The sequence below is a fragment of the Rhizobium sp. ZW T2_16 genome, from assembly GCF_044987325.1.
GTDB lineage: Bacteria > Pseudomonadota > Alphaproteobacteria > Rhizobiales > Rhizobiaceae > Neorhizobium > Neorhizobium cellulosilyticum.
In genome coordinates this window covers 265,733-282,375 of sequence record NZ_JBJDRG010000005.1, presented here as the reverse complement: position 1 = coordinate 282,375, position 16,643 = coordinate 265,733, and the positions used below count along the sequence as shown (strand labels likewise).

Here is a 16,643-nt window from a genome sequence, read left to right as displayed (position 1 = left end):
GACGAAGTGCGCATCGTAGCCATCTCAGGCGCATGCTACAAAGTTACTGTTGAAGAGGTACGCTACAGGAGGAAAAAATGGGTGTTCGAGTCAAGGATATCATGACGCGGAACGTGGTCACGGTCCCGCCGGACGCTACGTTGAAGGAGATCGCGGGGCTTCTCGTGAAGCACTCCGTCAGCTCTGTCCCGGTCTGCGACGAAGCTGGACGGGTTGTCGGCATCATCAGCGAACGTGATCTTCTGCGCCCCTTTGGCAAGACTATCGCCCAGCGCCGGGACTGGTGGATTTCAGCCCTTGCCCAAGGCAATGATCTTGAGCCCCAGTTCGAAACGCTGATCGGTGTCGACCAGCATCGTGCAGCCCTTTTGATGACACACCCGGTGAGGACGACCGAAGAAGAGACCGAACTCAGCGAGCTCGCCGAAATAATGTCGCAGCATGATATCAAACGCCTACCGGTCCTTCGTGACCAACGCCTCGTCGGCATTGTAAGCCGCGCAGACGTGGTCAGAGCGATTGCAGGTCTTGATGCTGTGTAAGCCAGCGATATTCAGCAGTCATTTTGGCGGACGGTCTGCCGAACCGCTCAGCGAAACGCACGCAGCCGCTTGATCTCATCGACCAGACGCTGCGGATGATAAGGTTGATCCAGCGGTCCCTGTTCGCAGAGATCGCCGGCGACCTGCGCAGTTTTAATCAGAGATTGCGTCAGAATGATCTCGATATTTAGGTGTCTTGAACGGATATAGGTAGAAAGATCGAAGCCGGTCCCATCCTGCATCTGGGTATCGGAAACAACGACATCGACCTCGTAATGTCCGATCGCGATTTTCGCATCGTCAAAACCAGTCGCCTCGATGACGCTATAGCCGCATTCACGCAGATATTTCGCGATAATCGAGCGCTGCAGGGCATCGCTGCTCGCAACCAGGATCGTCTCGACTTCGTCAGCCTGCATTTCGGTCTGCCTCCATCAGCTTAATCAGAGTATCACCCACATTCCAAAGTGGCTTTACCACCATGAGTTCAAACAAATGCGGGTCTATCGGCCGATCGCCACGATCTTCCGACATGATCACTATTTTCATTTCAGAGTGTGCTGATCGCACATAACGCGCCAAATCCAGCCCGTCTGCCTGTCCCGGCATATCGATGTCGGTCACAAGAAGATCAAAGGTCACTCTGTAGCGCAGCAGTTCCATAGCCTCGTCAGCGGAAGATACTTCCACGACTTCCCAGCCCAGCCGCCGCATGCTGTCGGCGGCATCAAGGCGAAGGAGAAATTCATCTTCGGCAATGAGAACGCGTGTAACATCTTTCACCGCCCCCACTGGCCCGGAAAAAAAAGCAGGTAACATTCCGCCTAGCCCTCACGTTCAGGTATCAGAATTCCCGAAACCATCTTTGGTTCCTAAACTTCGCGACCGCGACTATCGCGGGAATGACGTTGCCCCTGCAGTGAGCCGGGACGTGGATCAGTAGGGCACGATCATCGGCCGCCCGGTTAACGGATCCGGCATGACCAAAGCTTTCAGCCCGAAAGCAGCTTGCAGATTGTCCGGCGTGATGACAACTTCCGGAGTGCCTTCCGCCACCAATCCATTCCCACCGAAAAGAACAAGATGGTCGGAAAACCGCACGGCCAGATTAAGATCATGGAGAACGGTGACAACGGTCGTTCCATGATCGCGATTACGTTTTTGCAACAGGGAAAGGACTTCCAGCTGATGCGTAAGGTCAAGCCAGGTCGTTGGCTCGTCGAGCAGGAGATAAGGCGTGTTCTGTGCCAGCACGAGCGCGATCCATGCCCGTTGGCGCTGGCCGCCGGACAATTCGTCGATAGGCCGCTCGGCCAGATCGCTCAGCCCGACCTGTTCCAGTGCCTGCGCGCAGATCGCGGCGTCCTCCTCGCTCCATGGCGCAAGCAGCCCGCGCCAGGGTGTGCGGCCGCGTCTGACAAGATCCGAGACGGTAATACCTTCCGGCGCCTTGGGCGATTGCGGCAGGATGGACAGACGGCGCGCCAGTGTACGTGTATCGATCTTGCCGATATCGTGTCCTGAAAGACGCACATGACCGGAAGCCGGAGCAATAAGCCGCGCGAGGGCCTTGAGAAAGGTCGACTTGCCGCAACCGTTGGGTCCGAGGATGGACGTCACCCGCTGATCAGGCACCGCAATCGAAAGCTCACGGATAACCACCCGCTCGCGATAACCAAGGGTGAGGGATGTGGTGGTCAGCCCGTTTCCGGTCATAGTTCTCCTGCCTCCACTTCTTTCCAGAGGAGCCACAGCAGATATGGCGCCCCCATTATTCCGGTCATGACGCCGACGGGCAATTGCAGTCCGGGAATTGCCGAACGTGAGATGACCTCCGCAAGAACTGTGATCGTTGCCCCCGCGATGGCTGCCGCCGTGAGGCGCGAAGCCGGATGTCTGACACCGGCAATCCGCATGCCGAGCGGTCCGGCCATCATCGCGACGAATGGCACAGGCCCCGCAACTGCGACACCAACAGCAGCAAGCAGAACGCCAGTGCAGATGAGCCCGTATCGGGCTCGCTCGACATGCGCACCAAGACCTGCGGCGAGTTCATCGCCAAGCTCAAGAAGCGCCATGGCCCGAACCTGCAATGCGAGCACCACAAAGAGCAGCGCCCCCAGCCCGAATACCTGCAGGACATGACCCCAATTGCGTGCCGTCAGAGAACCGGCGAGCCAGCGCTGCGCATCAGCGGCCTCCTGAGGCGGCATCCGAAGCACCAAGAAACTGCTCACCGCCGACGCGAAGAAACCGATGCCGATACCGACCAGGATCAATGTCAGCGGCGACTGCCTGCCACTTCGGTGAAACGCCAGTCCAGCAACCAGCAGAGCCGCGACAAGCCCTCCGATTGCAGCAAGGATGGGCAAGGGAATGAGCAGTCCGAAGGCAACACCCGCAACCACGGCACAGCCTGCCCCGGACATGAAGCCCATCACATCCGGGGCTGCCAGTGGATTGCGCAGCAGGATCTGGAAAATCGCTCCCGACACGCCCAGCACCGCCCCGGCTCCAACGGCTGTCAAGGTGGAGGGACCGCGCAATACTCTCAGCGTCAGCGAACCCGGTCCGGTTCCGGTCATCAACCCGCGCAGAAGCTCGGCCGGTGTTATCATGATCTGTCCGACCATCAGCGACAGAAGAATGGCAACAGCCAGAAGGCCGCCGAGCAGCAACCATCCTCCCACGACCTTTCTCGCGGAACCTTCGTCACTCATGTCAGTGCTCCGGGTCTAAGGCGGCGTACGACAAAGATGAACACAGGTGCCCCGACGAGTGCGGTCATAATCCCCACGCGAATTTCTGCAGGCGCAACCACGAGCCGACCGGCTGTATCCGCGAGCATCATCATCGATCCTCCAAGAACCGCAGACACGGCAAGCTCGTGACGCAGCACGTGTCGCCCGATACGCCTGGCCAATGGAGGCACGACCAGGCCGACAAAGCCAATTGGCCCGGCCACGGCCACCGCAGCTCCAGTCATCAGCATGATTGCCAAAAGCGCGCAAAGCTGCACGGCGCCCGGCTTGGTTCCAAGACCGCGCGCCAGAGAGGAACCGAGGGCAAGCGCTTCGATGCGTGGTGCGATGATCACGGCTATGGCAGCACCCAGAACAAGCGCGACGAACATCGCTTCGAGCGGACGGGTATTCGCCTGCGCGAGCGAACCGGTAACCCAGAAGCGAAAAATCTCGAGTGTCTCGTTGCGGGAAAGAATGATCGCCGACACGAGAGAAAGCAGCAGCGCGTTGATCGCGACGCCCGCCAGCGTCAAGCGCACGGGACTGCCTGCGCCGCTTCGAGCGCCACCGACAAGGAATACGGCGACAGAGGCAATCGCGGCTCCCGGAAAGGCGAGAGCTGCCATCATGCCGCTGTCGGCATAACCGGTCAGCAGCGCCCCGACAACGACCGCGAATGCGGCACCGGCATTGACACCGAGCAGGCCGGGATCAGCCAGCGGATTGCGTGTTACGGCCTGCATCACCGTGCCCGCCATTCCGAGACCTGCACCGGCGATAAGACCGGCAACAAGGCGAGGCACACGAACGGAGCGGATCACGGCATGCGTGGGATCGTTGGCGTCGAAAGCAAAAAACGCATTCCAGAGATCGGAAATCCCGGCATCACGAACTCCCACGACCAGCGTCAATGCCATCGCAATGAACAACAGGAGCGCAAGCCCGACAACAGCCTTCAAGGCGCCAGCCCCGCCGCAGTACTTGAGGCAACCGGCGTTTTCGCGTCGCCATCGAGCGCCAGAACTATATCATCCTGCAAGCCATCGAGAGCATAGGGCAAAGAGAGGATGCTGCCGAAGCTCAACGCCGCGGCCATCACTTCACCGGCAAAGACCTCGCGCCCCTCAATATGAGCACGAAGGCTCTTGCGCAGCGGCAGTGCTTGAATATCGGGCACCTTGTCCGTGGTAGACACCCAGATCAGCAGGTCCGCATCAAGCGGCGACAAATCCTCAGGCGACAGGCGTGCATAGAAACCCTGCGTTTCGGAAAGCGACTGGATCTTCTGTGTCGGCTTGAAACCGAGCTCGGCCAGGAACGTCGCGCGGGTATCGGAACCGATGAAGGCTCCGGTCTCTCCACCAAAATTATAGGCGCATACCGCGGTCATTCCACTCCATTCAGGATGCGCGGCACGCACCGTCTGAAATTTCGCGTCAACCTCCGCAATGCGTTGTTCGGCAAGGTCCGTTTTACCTACGGCCTTGCCAACCATCCGGGTCAGTTCATCCCAGGTCGTACCATAAGCTGGCCTGCCCTTCGGCTGCATCAGCACGGGCGCGATCTGCGACAGGACATCATATTCGTCCTTAGATATGCCGGCCCCGACAGCAACAATCAGATCGGGCTGCAGGCTAGCCACCACTTCCATCGAGACTTCGCCGGAAATCAGCTGGGGCTTGGCATCACCGAGATGGGATTGCGCCCATGGCCATACACCGTAAGGCTGATTGCCGAACCACTGCCGGATGCCGACAGGCACGACATCAAGCGCCAGAAGCGCATCGTGGACGTTGTATCCCAAGGATACCACCCGTTCCGCCGGCTTCGCCAGAACGGTCTCGCCATAAACATGTTCGAAACGCAGTTCCTCACCGGCAGCAAATGCGGTGCGGGCAGAAGAAAAGAAGGGGGGAAGACCCGCGCTCATGGCAACCGCTCCGGATACGCCTGCGGCCATACGGATCAGGAACTCACGGCGTTTCACCTCGTTGATGGCGTCCACAGAAACTTCGCCAAAACCGACCCTTCGCATCGCTCTTCCTATCATCATTTGCCGCGACGTGATCATCCCCTTTGGCAGCAACACCAAAATCACATCGCAAAAATAAAGGCATCCCTCGACCGCGCCGAGGAATGCCTGAACTTGAGCCAATTTACCAGGTATATTTCAACGTCGCCAAAACCTTGCGGCGATCGCCATAGAAGGCCGACATGCTGGAAGTGTCTACGTGTGTGACATATTCCTTGTCGAACAGGTTCGTCGCGTTGATCGAAAGCGTCACGTCGTCCTTCACCTTGTAGCGGATGGCAGCATCGAACAGTGTGCGTGATGCCAATGCGATGGTGTTTGCATCGTCGGCGTAAGTCGGGCCGAGGTAACGCATGCCGAGAGCAAGGCTCAAGTCACCGAGAATACCGTTTCCAGGGATCGTATAGTCAGCCCAGAGAGAGACCATGTTCTTTGGAACGCGCGCCGGCCGCTTTCCGACATTCGCAGCAACAAGATCCTCCTCAATTTCTGCATCCCAATAGGAGTAACCAGCCGTCAAGTTTAGAGTATCAGAAAGAGCGACCTTACCCTCTAATTCCAGACCGCGGACGTTTATCTTGCCGATCTGATACTGGAAATAAGTTGGCGCGGAGCCATACTGGAGGACATTCTTTTGAGTCAAATCAAACAGCGCAGCCGTAAAGAGTATGTCGGTGCCCAGCGGCTGGTATTTTGCACCAATCTCGTACTGGGTTCCTTCCTGTGCTTTGGCCTCGCCCACCAGCGTAGAACGGCTCGCGCCGATCGGCTGGAAAGATTCCACGTAGCTACCATAGAACGAGAGCTCATCCGTCGCCTTGAATGTCAGTCCCGCCCGTGGGGTGAAGGCTTCGTCAACAGCACTGTCGCTGCCTGAATCAGTATCGGCATGATCGTAACGCCCACCGAGGGTGAGTATCCAACGCTTGTCGAACGTCAACTCCTCCTGAAGATAGATGCTCTTCGTCGCCTGAGTGCCTTCGGTTATTGACGCAGGATAGAATCCGATACTGCCCGCCCCAGAATAGACCGGATCAAATGGATCGATCGCCGGCAGTACGCCATCAAGACGACGCTCCCGAAGCTTGTCATGCTCATAACTTACACCGAGGAGAGTGCGGCTATCAAAAAGACCGAAGCTCGCGTCATATTGGAGCTGGTTATCTATATCGAAGCGCTTGGCTTCTCCATAAACACCGAGCGCGCCGCGATCTGCCGCAGGATCGGCTGAGGTCGCGTAAACGCCTTCATAAGTCAGATCGAGATTGGTGTAGCGGGCATTCTGCCGGAACTCCAAACCATTTCCGAGATTCTGGCGAAAGTCATAACCGATGTTTCGCTCAATCGTGTCCATATTGTCGAAATCCGGTTCACCCAGATAGGTTTCCGAATCGATTTCGTCTCTCAGGCTATAGGGAACGCTGTGAGATGTGCTGCCATTCCGCTTGTTGTAGCTGGTCAGCAGCGTGAAGTCCGTATCAGCAGAAGGACTGAAGGTCAGCGCCGGGGCAATATAAACTCTGTCATCCTGGCTGTAATCAATACCCTGCTTCGCGTCCTGCCACTTGGCGGTCTGACGATAGGACCAGACTCCATCCGGGTCGATCGGACCACCGAAATCTGTACCCGTTTCGATGTGATCCTCGCCGAAGGTCGTGTAGACCTCACCAAACTTGTAGTCTTGCGGCCGCTTGCTGATGGCGTTGACGATGCCGCCGGGCTGCGAGATGCCAAAGAGCGTCGAGTTTGCGCCCTTCAAAACCTCCATCCGCTGCATCCCATACGGCTCCATGCGACTGCCCGTAAAATTGATACTACGTACCGGCAATCCATCGAGGAATGTGCTCTGCCCAGTCGAATAGAACCCGCGGATCAGATAGTGATCATATCGGTTGTCTGATCCATAGACGTCGGTCAGCACGCCCGGCGTATAGGAAAGCGCTTCATCGAGCGTCTTCACGCCACGCTCCTCAAGTTCCTTCTCAGTGACGACCGAAACGGCTGCCGCTGAATCGAGGATCGGCGTGTCGGTCTTCGAACTCGTGCGCGAGCTTTTTTGCAACGATCGTCGAATCGGGCCCGACCGGCGAACCATCGCCCTGCAGGATAATCGGCTTCAACATCGTGCCGGCATCGGTCTCTTCGGCATTCTGAGCAAGAGCTTGCAGCGGCAGAACAATGGCGCAGCTGGACAAAAGCACGAGAAAACGACCGCGATTGCCGGTCTTTTTTGCGAAAGCATTGAAAACGGTAGAGCCAGACATAAAAGTGCTCCTTGAGCATACGCGAGCAAAATCAGAGGCTTCGCAGCATCAAACGCAAAGCCAAAAAATATGATTGATAAATCAGGAATTATCGGTCACCAGAAAGTGAGTCAATGCGCGAAGACTTACACCGGCAGCGTATCAACACTATCTGCGGCCGATATGCCACAGGCTGATCGATCATCTTTCGCCGGAAGACACGTCCGGCGTTTTCAGATAGCTGACGACCGCATCCGAAATCATCTGCTTGTGGCGCGCCATTAACCCCTCCTCGGAAAGATCGCGCCTGAAAATCGCGCCGAACGTGTAGCGATTGGAGACACGGAAGAAACAGAAGGCGCTGATCAGCATGTGAACATCGATTGCATCCGTGCGGCGCAGGAAAACACCATCTCGCCCGCCCCTGTCGATGATTTTTTCCAACATCTCGATGATTGATATGTTCAGATCGAGAAGCGTTTCCGACCTGCGCATATGAGCGGCGCAATTGATGTTCTCGCTGCTGACGAGGCGGATGAAATCGGGATGCGCTTCGTCATAGTCAAACGTTTCGGAAATGAGCACGCGCAATGCATCTTCGGCTGAAAGATCATCAAGCTGAAGATCCGCCTCCAGCGTTCTGATCTGTCTGTAGGAACGTTCCAACACAGCGAGGTAGAGATCTTCCTTGCCGCCGAAGTAATAATAGATCATCCGCTTGGACGTGCGCGTCTTCTCGGCGATCGCATCGATGCGGCCACCGGCCAAACCATGTGTCGCGAACTCTTCGGTCGCAGCATCGAGAATGTCCGCCTTCGTTCGTTCGGGATCGTTTTTTCGGCGCTGTTGCGGTCTGGCAGACATGGAAACGTAACTCCGGAGCTCCACCGGCCGGAGCGAATTCATACCCGTCTCGTACTCCGCTTGAAACGGTCATTCAACACTGCCCTCTTGCAAGTCCTGCATCATCTGATCTATCAGGGGCCGAACAGGGGTGCTCCGTATTGCCGGGGTTGAGATTCGGTCGTCATGACCGTGGACCCTTAAGCTGATCTGGATAATGCCAGCGGAGCGAGGTATAAGATGTTTTCCGGCGCGCAGATTTCCCTTTACCCGATGTCCGACGATTTCGTCGACGTCATCCTCGGTGCCTTGTCCGCGCTTGATCCCTATCGGGATCAGTTGAGGATCGAAACCGACGATATTTCGACGCTTCTTGTCGGTACGCCCGATATTGTCATGGCCGCGATGCGCGATCTCTTCGTTGCCGCCGCAAAATCCGGCAAGCATTGCGTCATGCATGCAACGCTGTCGCGCGGCTGCCCCGGCGAGCCGGACGATCCGATCTGCCATGTTCCCGAGATGACCGGGCCGCTCGCCCCGCTGGATGAGCGCAAGGCGCAGGCATTGACTGCCGTCTCCTCCATCCCGCTTGCCGGACAGCCGACTGCCGCGCAATTTTCTCTCTACACACTCGGCATCGGCCAGCACATGGACGAGATCTATGGCTGCATCGATTTCATCAAGTCGTCAGGCGTGTTCGACAAGTCGAAAAACTTCTGCACGAAACTGCGTGGCGATGCCGCTCCGGTTTTTGCAACCATGGGAGAGGCCTTCGTTCGTTTCGGGCCACCGCAGGGCCATGTGACGATTGATCTGACCGTTTCAGCCAACAGCCCGAGCGCCATCTAACGCCCTTACGGACAAGCCGATGTCGTCGAGCACTTCGCCCATGCGCGGACCTATGCTCCGCACCCATGCCTTCCGGGCCTTGCCGGCTCTCGTTGCCGCGAGCTGTATGCTGTTCGCATGGGAGATCTATTGCCGCTCCTCAGGCATTTCTGAGACGACGCTGCCCGCACCATCCCAGGTGCTTCTTCAGGCATGGCTCAATCGCGACGCCCTGTGGGCCAATACCGTGCCAACGCTGCGTGCCACCCTGCTGGGCTTCTCGCTATCGCTGGTTCTCGCGTTCCTACTATCAATGGCGATCGATTTCTCCACCCTAATGCGGCGGGCGCTTTTTCCGATCTTCATCGCCAGCCAGACTTTGCCGCTGGTGGCAATCGCACCGCTGGTCGTGCTGTGGTTCGGTTTCGGCCTTTTGCCGAAAATCCTGCTCGTGGCGCTCGTCACCTTCTTTCCGATGCTGGTCGCCTTGGCCGAAGGGTATGCCGCCACCGAAAACGAAGTCGAAGACCTGCTTGTCTCGATGGGCGCATCCCGCTGGAAGCGCTTCCTGCTTGCCCGCCTGCCCTCAGCGCTCCCCTATTTCTTCGCCGGATTGCGCATCTCGATTACCTATGCCGTCGTCGCGGCCATCTTCGCTGAATATGCGGGAGCGGCGAAAGGCCTCGGCATCTACATGCTCAATGCGAAGAACAATTTCCGGCCGGACCTCGTGCTCGCCGCCGTGCTGGTCAGTTCGCTGCTGACACTGCTTCTGTTCAGCGCCACTTGGGCCGTGCAGCGGCTGGCCGCACCGTGGATCGACAGTGGAGCGGGGCGACGCCCATGACCGAACCGCTGCTTTGCCTCGACAAGGTTTCGCTGAGCTACGGTGATATCGATGTGCTGCACGATATCTCGCTGGATGTCATGCCCGGCGAATTCGTCTCGATCCTCGGGCCTTCGGGGGCGGGAAAATCGACCATATTCAAGCTTCTCACCGGCGCGGCGAATGCCGACAGCGGCGAGATCCGCTTTGCCGGCAAGCCGCTTCTGCCGACAGATCGACCATTCGCCTTCATGCCACAACGCGATGCACTCATGCCCTGGCGGCGGATCATCGACAACACGATGCTTGGCCTCGAAGTTCAGGGAATGCCGCGAAAAGAGGCGCGAAAGCGTGTCGCGCCATTGTTTGAGGAATTCGGCCTCGGCGGCTTCGAGCAGCATTACCCGCAAGCGCTCTCCGGCGGCATGCGCCAGCGCGCGGCACTGCTGCGCACCGTCGTTCAGGAAAAGCCGGTCCTGCTGCTCGATGAGCCGTTCGGGGCGCTGGATGCGCTCACCCGCAACCAGATGCAGATCTGGCTCGAGGCTATGTGGCTCAGACATCGCTGGACGATCATCCTGATTACCCATGATGTACGGGAGGCCGTGATGCTTTCCGACAGGATCCACCTGCTGTCGCCGCGCCCTGCACGCGTTGAGCAGACGATCGCGGTTCCCCTGCCGCGTGCACGCTTCAGCCACTCCACGGCCCGTGCCGAGGCTGCAACCATCGAAACGTCGATACTCGATTTTCTTCTCTCTCCCCAGATCAATGATCAGGAAGGACACTTGCCATGAACCAATTACTGCTGAGCCGCCGCGCCACGCTCGCGGCACTCGCCACCCTCGCCCTGCCGGCGCTGCCTGCCCGGTCCCAGGCCGCGTCAAAGGTTACGGTCGCCCTCGACTGGACCCCGAACACCAATCACATCGGCCTTTTCATCGCCCGCGATAAAGGCTTCTACAAGGACGAGGGTATCAACGTCGAAATCCTCCCCTACACGGACACCTCGGCCGGAACGCTGGTTGCCAATCACGTGGCCGACTTCGGCATTCTCGGCTCGATCGCCCTTCTTACCCAACGCACGGCGGGTGCCGATCTCGTCGGCACCTATGCCATCGTGCAGACCGAAACGGGCCGCCTGGTGCTCAAGGGAGGCCGTTCCGACATCACCCGCCCGAAGGATCTCGATGGCAAGACCTATGGCGGTTTCGGCTCCGCCTGGGAAAATGCGCTGATATCCTCGATCATCCGCCATGACGGCGGCAAGGGGGAATTCGAGACGATCACTCTCGGCACGTCCGCCTATCAAGCCCTGGAAAACGGCGCCGTCGATTTCACGCTGGAAGTCTATACCTGGGAAGGCGTAAAGGCTGAACTCGAAGGCTTGAAGCAGGGCGCGTTCCGTTATGCCGATTATGGCGTGCCGGACGAGCACACGACCCTGATCGGCTCCAGCCGCAAATTCCTGGACGGCAACCCCAAGGAGGCTGCAGCCTTCCTTCAGGCGACCCGCAAGGGCTATAAGTTCGCCATCGAAAATCCGGACGAGGCGACCGACCTGCTGATTTCGGCCAACAAGGATGCATTGACCGATCGCGCCCTGATCCGCGCGTCGCTCAAGGCGCTGATCGACGGCAAATATCTGCAAAGCGCCGAGGGCGTGATCGGCACGATCGATCCTTCGAAATTCGAAGCGATCGGCGCTTACGCCTATCAGGCCGGCATCCTTAAGGCCGCCGGCGGCAAGCCTCTCGAAGCGAAACCGGATTTTAAGGGCTATTACGCCAACGACTTTCTGAAATGACACCGAAGTGTCGAGGGTGCCGGCTGACCGGCGCCCTTGATCCACGCCCTTGGCCGCCAGCCTTCCGGCAGACAGGATATGGCATCAGATGATGCCCCAGGCACGAAACCGTCCTCGTCCCGTCAGCTCTCTCAGATGCAATTCCGAAGCGATCTTCAGCGCGCCTTGCGGCGTCACCGAAAGAGACTTTGCGATCATGCCCGAAGACACCATCGGTCGGGATAACACGAGGTCGACAAGTTGCGGCAGTTTCGATGACTGACGTCGTCCGGCGATCCGGTGCTGCATCTGCTGCTGCGCCAGCACAAGGCGGTCATGTTCCTTCAAGCCTGTCAGGCTGGCTTCGGTGATCGCCTCGAGAAAGGCCAGAATACGAACCTCCTGCCTGGGACTTGTCCTCAGTTCTCGCCCGACCTGTTTCAGCCCCAGATTGAAAGCCGCCAGATGCGCCGTTGTGACACCCTCCTTCCTCATAAGCGATGCGGCCAGCAACCGACCCAGCCATGGAGCGTGCTGCAACACCTGCAACTGGTTCCAGGCATCCAGCAAAAGCACGGCCCTGAGGACCGGCGGCAGGTTCGCACTTCTTTCGACCACATCCTGCCATTCGGCAAGCCGCTCATCCTCGTCCCAATCCGGCTCATAAAGAAGTGCAGCCCGTTCCTTCGGGTAAGTCGGCTCGGATGGCCTCATGACCTGCAACAGTGCGGCCTCGCTTCGAGCGACGACTGCGTCGATCTCCGCCAGATAGTGCGCCAGCGGATCCTCTTCATCCCGCAGCTCGGCGGATTTGGTTTCGAGCGGGCTCTCGATCGGAATGGCAGGCTGAAGCTCTGCCGCCTTTCCCCGCAATTGGCTGAGCCCTTCCCGGCTCAGAGCCCAACCGGGCTCGTTTTCGATAATGCGCCGTCTGGTGCGCAGGATATCGTACGCAATCGTCAGCTCATGCGTCGGTGCGCGAATGCCCATCGCCGCATCGTGCAACACCAGATCTTCCAGATGTACAAGCTCGCCATCGATCCAGAGCGACGCGACCGAATCGACGAAATGCGAACGTTCGATCCAACCTTGCCCTACCGTCGATCGAAAGACACGTTCATCAAGACGCGTGATCGCGGCAGTCGCCCGGCAGACCGGCTCCATCAGCCGATGCAACGGCAGATCTGCGAAATTGTAGCGCATGCTATTTACCGATCCCAGAATCGTTACGATCATCATAGCGAATGAAGCGTGCTGTAAGAACAATCCTGTCGGGAAACCGGATGCCGGCTGTCTCGCCCCGCCCACACCCGGCCCTCTCACCACTCAGTGATTGAACTATGACATCGGCCTAACGTGATAGACGCGCGGTTATCAAGGCGTTATCACCTCCATAACCCGTGCCACGCGAACCATGATCACGGCACGATCCGAAGGAGGAATACTATGGATATGTCGTCTCCTCGTCTGACCGAGCTTGCCCATGGCGGCGGTTGCGGCTGCAAGCTTGCGCCCGCCGTCCTGCAGAAATTGCTGGCAGGCCAGCCGGCCGCGCAGCCGTTTGCACAACTTCTGGTCGGAAACGAGATGTCAGACGACGCCGCTGTCTGGCAGATCGACGACAATACATGCGTGATTGCCACCACAGACTTCTTCATGCCGATGGTGGACGACCCCTACGATTTTGGCCGCATCGCCGCCACCAACGCCATTTCCGATGTCTATGCCATGGGCGGCAAGCCGATCATGGCGCTTGCGATCCTGGGTATGCCGATCAACAAGCTGGAGCCGGAGAAGATCTCGAAAATCCTCGAAGGTGGCGCATCGATCTGCGCTGAAGCCGGTATCCCGGTTGCGGGCGGTCATTCCATCGACAGCGTCGAGCCGATCTATGGTCTTGCCGTGATCGGCATCTGTCACCCCAGTCAAGTGCGCCGCAATGGCGGAGCAAAGGCCGGCGACAAGCTCATCCTCACCAAGGGCATCGGCATTGGCATCTATTCCTCTGCTATCAAGAAGAATGCTCTGCCGAAAAAGGCGTATGACGAGATGATCGCCTCGACGACACTGCTCAACAAGGTCGGCACAACGCTTGCCGCCGATATTGACGTTCACGCCATCACCGACGTTACCGGCTTTGGCATTCTCGGCCACGGTTTGGAAATGGCGCGTGCCTCCGGGTTGACCTTGCGGCTGAACCTTGCCGACATCCCGTTTCTGGCGAAGGCCGAGGAACTGGCGCAACAGGGCTTCATTACCGGGGCGTCCGTCCGCAACTGGGCGAGCTATGGCGATGCGATTACGCTGCCGGAAAATATGCCCGAATGGCAGAGGATGTTGCTCGCAGATCCGCAAACCTCTGGCGGCCTGCTGGTTGCCGTTGCTGCCGATAAGGCGGATGCGATGGTAAAGCAGGCGCGGGATGCGGGTTATCCGCTGGCAACCATTGTCGGCACGGTCGAAGACGGCGCAGCCGGGATCGTCGTCAACGGCTGATCGACTTCGTCTGATCCGGTCATCCAACCGGATTATCCAAGGGAACTCGCCTTTGTGCACATACGTTGTGGGCGATGGAAGGAGTTCCCATGATGCCCGTCTTTCACGCCAGATTTCTGACCTCTCTTGCCGTCTCTGCCATGATGATGGCAGTTGTTCCGGTGGCAGCCCAAACGCAAAATAGCGGCTCTCCGCCTTCCGCCCAGAGCCTTGAAGGCAAAGGCGACTGCAATTCAGCCAATAAGGCCGAAGCGGCAACCGCGCCGGATCGCCGGAGTGCCGATGGCACCGCGCCCGGAAATATAGGTTCGACCGGCTGGACCGGCGGCACAGGTGGCGCCCATATGGGAACCAATCCCCAAGGCGCGCTGCCCGAATCCAGAACCTGGCAGCCACCAACTGCGCGCGGTCTTGATCTCGCCATGGCAGTACCCAGCGAGCAGCCCGCAGTCGGTGCGGCAGAGGCCAGACAGGGTTGCTGATTTCCGAGGGAACCGCTCAAAAAAGCTTGAAAACTACAATTCCTGTTTCGCCGACTGCTGCAAAGGCGTAAGTCCAAGCGACATTATATCGCAATTTGAGCCGCGCATTGTACGTACTGAAACCGTTATGGGTCAGCGTGATGCGCAGCCGACAGGAGTTGGACCCAGTATGTTGAACCGTCGCCGTTTTCTCAGCCAGGCCGCAACAGCCTCTCTTGCCGCCGCTTTCGTTTCCCGCGGCGCAAACCAGGTTTTCGCTGCCGACAAAGCGGCTGATATCGCCGCATGGCGCACATTCGAGGTAACGACCAAGGTAGACCTCACGGACACGACAGGCCCGGCAAAGCTGTGGCTGCCTGTTGCCCAGTCGGCTGGCGAATACCAGAAGGCATCTGCGCCGCACTGGACGTCCGATTCGAAGCAGATCGCAATCAAGAAGGATGCCATATCAGGCGCTGATATTCTATCTGTCGAGTGGCAGGCTGACGGAAAACGAAGCATCGAATTCACCCAGATGGTCCAGACACGCAATCGCATCGCCGACGGCGTTGCGGTATCACAGGCCGAACTTGATGCCGCTCTCGTCGCCACGCCGAGCGCGCCGATCGACGGCATCGTCAAGGATACGGCGATGAAGATCATCGGCGCCCGTGAGAAAGACGAGGACAAGGCCCGCGCAATCTATGACTGGGTTGTCGAGAACACCTTCCGCGACGCCAATGTCGCCGGCTGCGGCGTCGGTAATGTGAAGGACATGCTGGAAAGCGGTTATTTCGGCGGTAAGTGCGCCGACATCAACAGCCTGTACACGGCGCTTGCCCGTGCCGCTGGCCTTCCTGCCCGTGACGTCTTTGGTGTTCGCGTGGCGACATCGGAACAATTCAAGGCACTCGGCCGCGCCGGCGACATTACCGGTGCACAGCACTGTCGCGCCGAAGTCTATCTTGAAGGCCAGGGCTGGATTCCGGTCGACCCGGCAGACGTCCGCAAGGTTGTGCTGGAGGAGAAATTGCCACTCGACAACGATGCCGTCCAGGCTTTCCGCCAGAAGGCTTTCGGCAACTGGGAAATGAACTGGATTGGTTACAACACAGCCCGTGACATCACCCTGCCTGGCAACGAAATCCGCCAGAATTTCTTCATGTATCCCGCAGCCTTCACGTCGCGCGGCGAAGTGGATTGCCTGAGCCCGAAGACATTCGCCTATTCGATTTCCTCCAAGGAAATCACGGGCTGATACTGGTCGTTTGATCCCATAAAAAGCCGCCTTTGCGGGTGGTTTTTTATGGGAGGGGTATGCTGCGATCAGTGCGGTTTGATTTCCTCGATCATTAGCCGAAGCCCATCTTCATTGAAAAACTCGCCATCTCGGATCAACGACCGGTCCTCTTCCAGCTTACGCCCCAGTGAAGCCAGACGCGCCTTGGCCTCCGGATCTTCTACAAGCCCCTCACGACCGGCACGGTAGAACACGGCGCCGGACCAGTTGACACCAGCGCCTCTAAAAAGGTTCGTCATGTCGGGCCAGCGCAACTCGTCGCCCACCACATGCAGATATGCGGAGCGCAGCAGTTCCACCTTGGTTTCCCTGATCGAGACCAGAATGAAGAGCATGGTGAAAGAGCCGGTCTCGGCATAGGTGTCGATCACCCAGTCGTCGAAATCGCTATCGGCGGGAGGACTACTCATGACTTTCTCCTGATGGCGGAAGAGAATGGGAGTCGAACCCACCCAAGACAGCGTCGCTGCCCCACCCGGATTTGAAGTCCGGACGCCCCACCGGGGACGATTCTCTTCCATTTTCGGCATCAGGACCGGACA

Annotated in this window: 19 protein-coding genes, 1 tRNA gene and 1 riboswitch; of the genes, 8 read left to right on the top strand and 12 right to left on the bottom strand. The window is 58.4% G+C overall.

The window, feature by feature from the left end; all coding sequences use genetic code 11:
- Positions 1–77 precede the first annotated feature (77 nt).
- Positions 78–542, top strand: a complete 465-nt coding sequence (locus ACI3K0_RS16055) for a CBS domain-containing protein (RefSeq protein ID WP_148145047.1) — start codon at positions 78–80, stop codon at positions 540–542.
- A 47-nt stretch (positions 543–589) separates the two neighbouring features.
- Here the strand turns inward: ACI3K0_RS16055 and ACI3K0_RS16050 are convergent, their stop codons facing one another.
- The 9 genes from ACI3K0_RS16050 to ACI3K0_RS16010 all read right to left on the bottom strand — a co-directional run bounded on the left by ACI3K0_RS16050 (position 590) and on the right by ACI3K0_RS16010 (position 8,425).
- The gene (locus ACI3K0_RS16050; protein ID WP_183825828.1) at positions 590–961 is read right to left on the bottom strand and encodes a response regulator; all 372 of its coding nucleotides are present in this window, start codon (positions 959–961) and stop codon (positions 590–592) included.
- Positions 951–1,361: a response regulator gene (locus ACI3K0_RS16045; protein WP_148145049.1), complete on the bottom strand. Its 411-nt coding sequence runs from the start codon at positions 1,359–1,361 to the stop codon at positions 951–953. The genes ACI3K0_RS16050 and ACI3K0_RS16045 overlap by 11 nt, the downstream gene beginning before the upstream one ends.
- A gap of 117 nt (positions 1,362–1,478) precedes the next feature.
- A complete protein-coding gene (locus ACI3K0_RS16040; RefSeq protein ID WP_404945627.1) occupies positions 1,479–2,258 on the bottom strand; it encodes an ABC transporter ATP-binding protein in 780 nt (259 codons plus the stop codon).
- Positions 2,255–3,262, bottom strand: a complete 1,008-nt coding sequence (locus tag ACI3K0_RS16035) for a FecCD family ABC transporter permease (protein WP_404945626.1) — start codon at positions 3,260–3,262, stop codon at positions 2,255–2,257. The genes ACI3K0_RS16040 and ACI3K0_RS16035 overlap by 4 nt, the downstream gene beginning before the upstream one ends.
- Complete coding sequence (locus ACI3K0_RS16030; RefSeq protein ID WP_148145052.1) at positions 3,259–4,245, bottom strand: iron chelate uptake ABC transporter family permease subunit; 987 nt, start codon at positions 4,243–4,245, stop codon at positions 3,259–3,261. Before ACI3K0_RS16030 ends, ACI3K0_RS16035 begins: the two co-directional genes overlap by 4 nt.
- Positions 4,242–5,321, bottom strand: coding sequence for an iron-siderophore ABC transporter substrate-binding protein (locus ACI3K0_RS16025; RefSeq protein WP_404945625.1), 1,080 nt, complete (start codon positions 5,319–5,321; stop codon positions 4,242–4,244). The genes ACI3K0_RS16030 and ACI3K0_RS16025 overlap by 4 nt, the downstream gene beginning before the upstream one ends.
- 121 nt (positions 5,322–5,442) lie before the next feature.
- The gene (locus ACI3K0_RS16020) at positions 5,443–7,278 is read right to left on the bottom strand and encodes a TonB-dependent siderophore receptor (protein ID WP_404945624.1); all 1,836 of its coding nucleotides are present in this window, start codon (positions 7,276–7,278) and stop codon (positions 5,443–5,445) included.
- 22 nt (positions 7,279–7,300) lie between these two features.
- Complete coding sequence (locus ACI3K0_RS16015; protein WP_404945623.1) at positions 7,301–7,582, bottom strand: hypothetical protein; 282 nt, start codon at positions 7,580–7,582, stop codon at positions 7,301–7,303.
- A 180-nt stretch (positions 7,583–7,762) separates the two neighbouring features.
- On the bottom strand, positions 7,763–8,425 hold the full coding sequence (locus ACI3K0_RS16010; RefSeq protein ID WP_404945622.1) for a TetR/AcrR family transcriptional regulator: 663 nt from the start codon (positions 8,423–8,425) through the stop codon (positions 7,763–7,765).
- 116 nt (positions 8,426–8,541) lie between these two features.
- Positions 8,542–8,654: riboswitch (TPP riboswitch) on the top strand.
- On the opposite strand from ACI3K0_RS16010, the gene ACI3K0_RS16005 reads away from it, so the two are divergent.
- The 4 genes from ACI3K0_RS16005 (at position 8,645) to ACI3K0_RS15990 (ending at position 11,865) form a co-directional block, all read left to right on the top strand.
- Positions 8,645–9,253 (top strand): YkoF family thiamine/hydroxymethylpyrimidine-binding protein, encoded by a 609-nt coding sequence (locus tag ACI3K0_RS16005; RefSeq protein ID WP_148145054.1) that lies wholly within the window; start codon positions 8,645–8,647, stop codon positions 9,251–9,253. (Overlaps the previous riboswitch by 10 nt.)
- Positions 9,254–9,272: 19 nt before the next feature.
- Entirely contained in the window at positions 9,273–10,079 is an 807-nt protein-coding gene (locus tag ACI3K0_RS16000; RefSeq protein WP_148145055.1) for an ABC transporter permease, read from the top strand.
- Entirely contained in the window at positions 10,076–10,855 is a 780-nt protein-coding gene (locus ACI3K0_RS15995; protein ID WP_148145056.1) for an ABC transporter ATP-binding protein, read from the top strand. The genes ACI3K0_RS16000 and ACI3K0_RS15995 overlap by 4 nt, the downstream gene beginning before the upstream one ends.
- Positions 10,852–11,865 carry an ABC transporter substrate-binding protein gene (locus ACI3K0_RS15990; protein WP_404945621.1) on the top strand — a complete coding sequence of 338 codons (1,014 nt, stop codon included), beginning with the start codon at positions 10,852–10,854 and terminating at the stop codon, positions 11,863–11,865. Before ACI3K0_RS15995 ends, ACI3K0_RS15990 begins: the two co-directional genes overlap by 4 nt.
- Positions 11,866–11,949: 84 nt before the next feature.
- Here ACI3K0_RS15990 and ACI3K0_RS15985 read toward each other — a convergent pair whose 3' ends face one another.
- Positions 11,950–13,047 (bottom strand): RHE_PE00001 family protein, encoded by a 1,098-nt coding sequence (locus ACI3K0_RS15985; protein ID WP_404945620.1) that lies wholly within the window; start codon positions 13,045–13,047, stop codon positions 11,950–11,952.
- 243 nt (positions 13,048–13,290) lie between these two features.
- On the opposite strand from ACI3K0_RS15985, the gene selD reads away from it, so the two are divergent.
- The 3 genes from selD (at position 13,291) to ACI3K0_RS15970 (ending at position 16,059) form a co-directional block, all read left to right on the top strand.
- Positions 13,291–14,340: a selenide, water dikinase SelD gene (gene selD / locus ACI3K0_RS15980; RefSeq protein ID WP_206828596.1), complete on the top strand. Its 1,050-nt coding sequence runs from the start codon at positions 13,291–13,293 to the stop codon at positions 14,338–14,340.
- Positions 14,341–14,429: 89 nt separating this feature from the next.
- Complete coding sequence (locus tag ACI3K0_RS15975; RefSeq protein WP_286195034.1) at positions 14,430–14,822, top strand: hypothetical protein; 393 nt, start codon at positions 14,430–14,432, stop codon at positions 14,820–14,822.
- A gap of 169 nt (positions 14,823–14,991) precedes the next feature.
- A complete protein-coding gene (locus ACI3K0_RS15970; protein WP_404945619.1) occupies positions 14,992–16,059 on the top strand; it encodes a transglutaminase family protein in 1,068 nt (355 codons plus the stop codon).
- 68 nt (positions 16,060–16,127) lie between these two features.
- Here the strand turns inward: ACI3K0_RS15970 and ACI3K0_RS15965 are convergent, their stop codons facing one another.
- The gene (locus ACI3K0_RS15965; RefSeq protein WP_206826831.1) at positions 16,128–16,511 is read right to left on the bottom strand and encodes a hypothetical protein; all 384 of its coding nucleotides are present in this window, start codon (positions 16,509–16,511) and stop codon (positions 16,128–16,130) included.
- A 13-nt stretch (positions 16,512–16,524) separates the two neighbouring features.
- Positions 16,525–16,620: transfer RNA gene (locus ACI3K0_RS15960), tRNA-Sec, on the bottom strand.
- Positions 16,621–16,643: the final 23 nt, after the last annotated feature.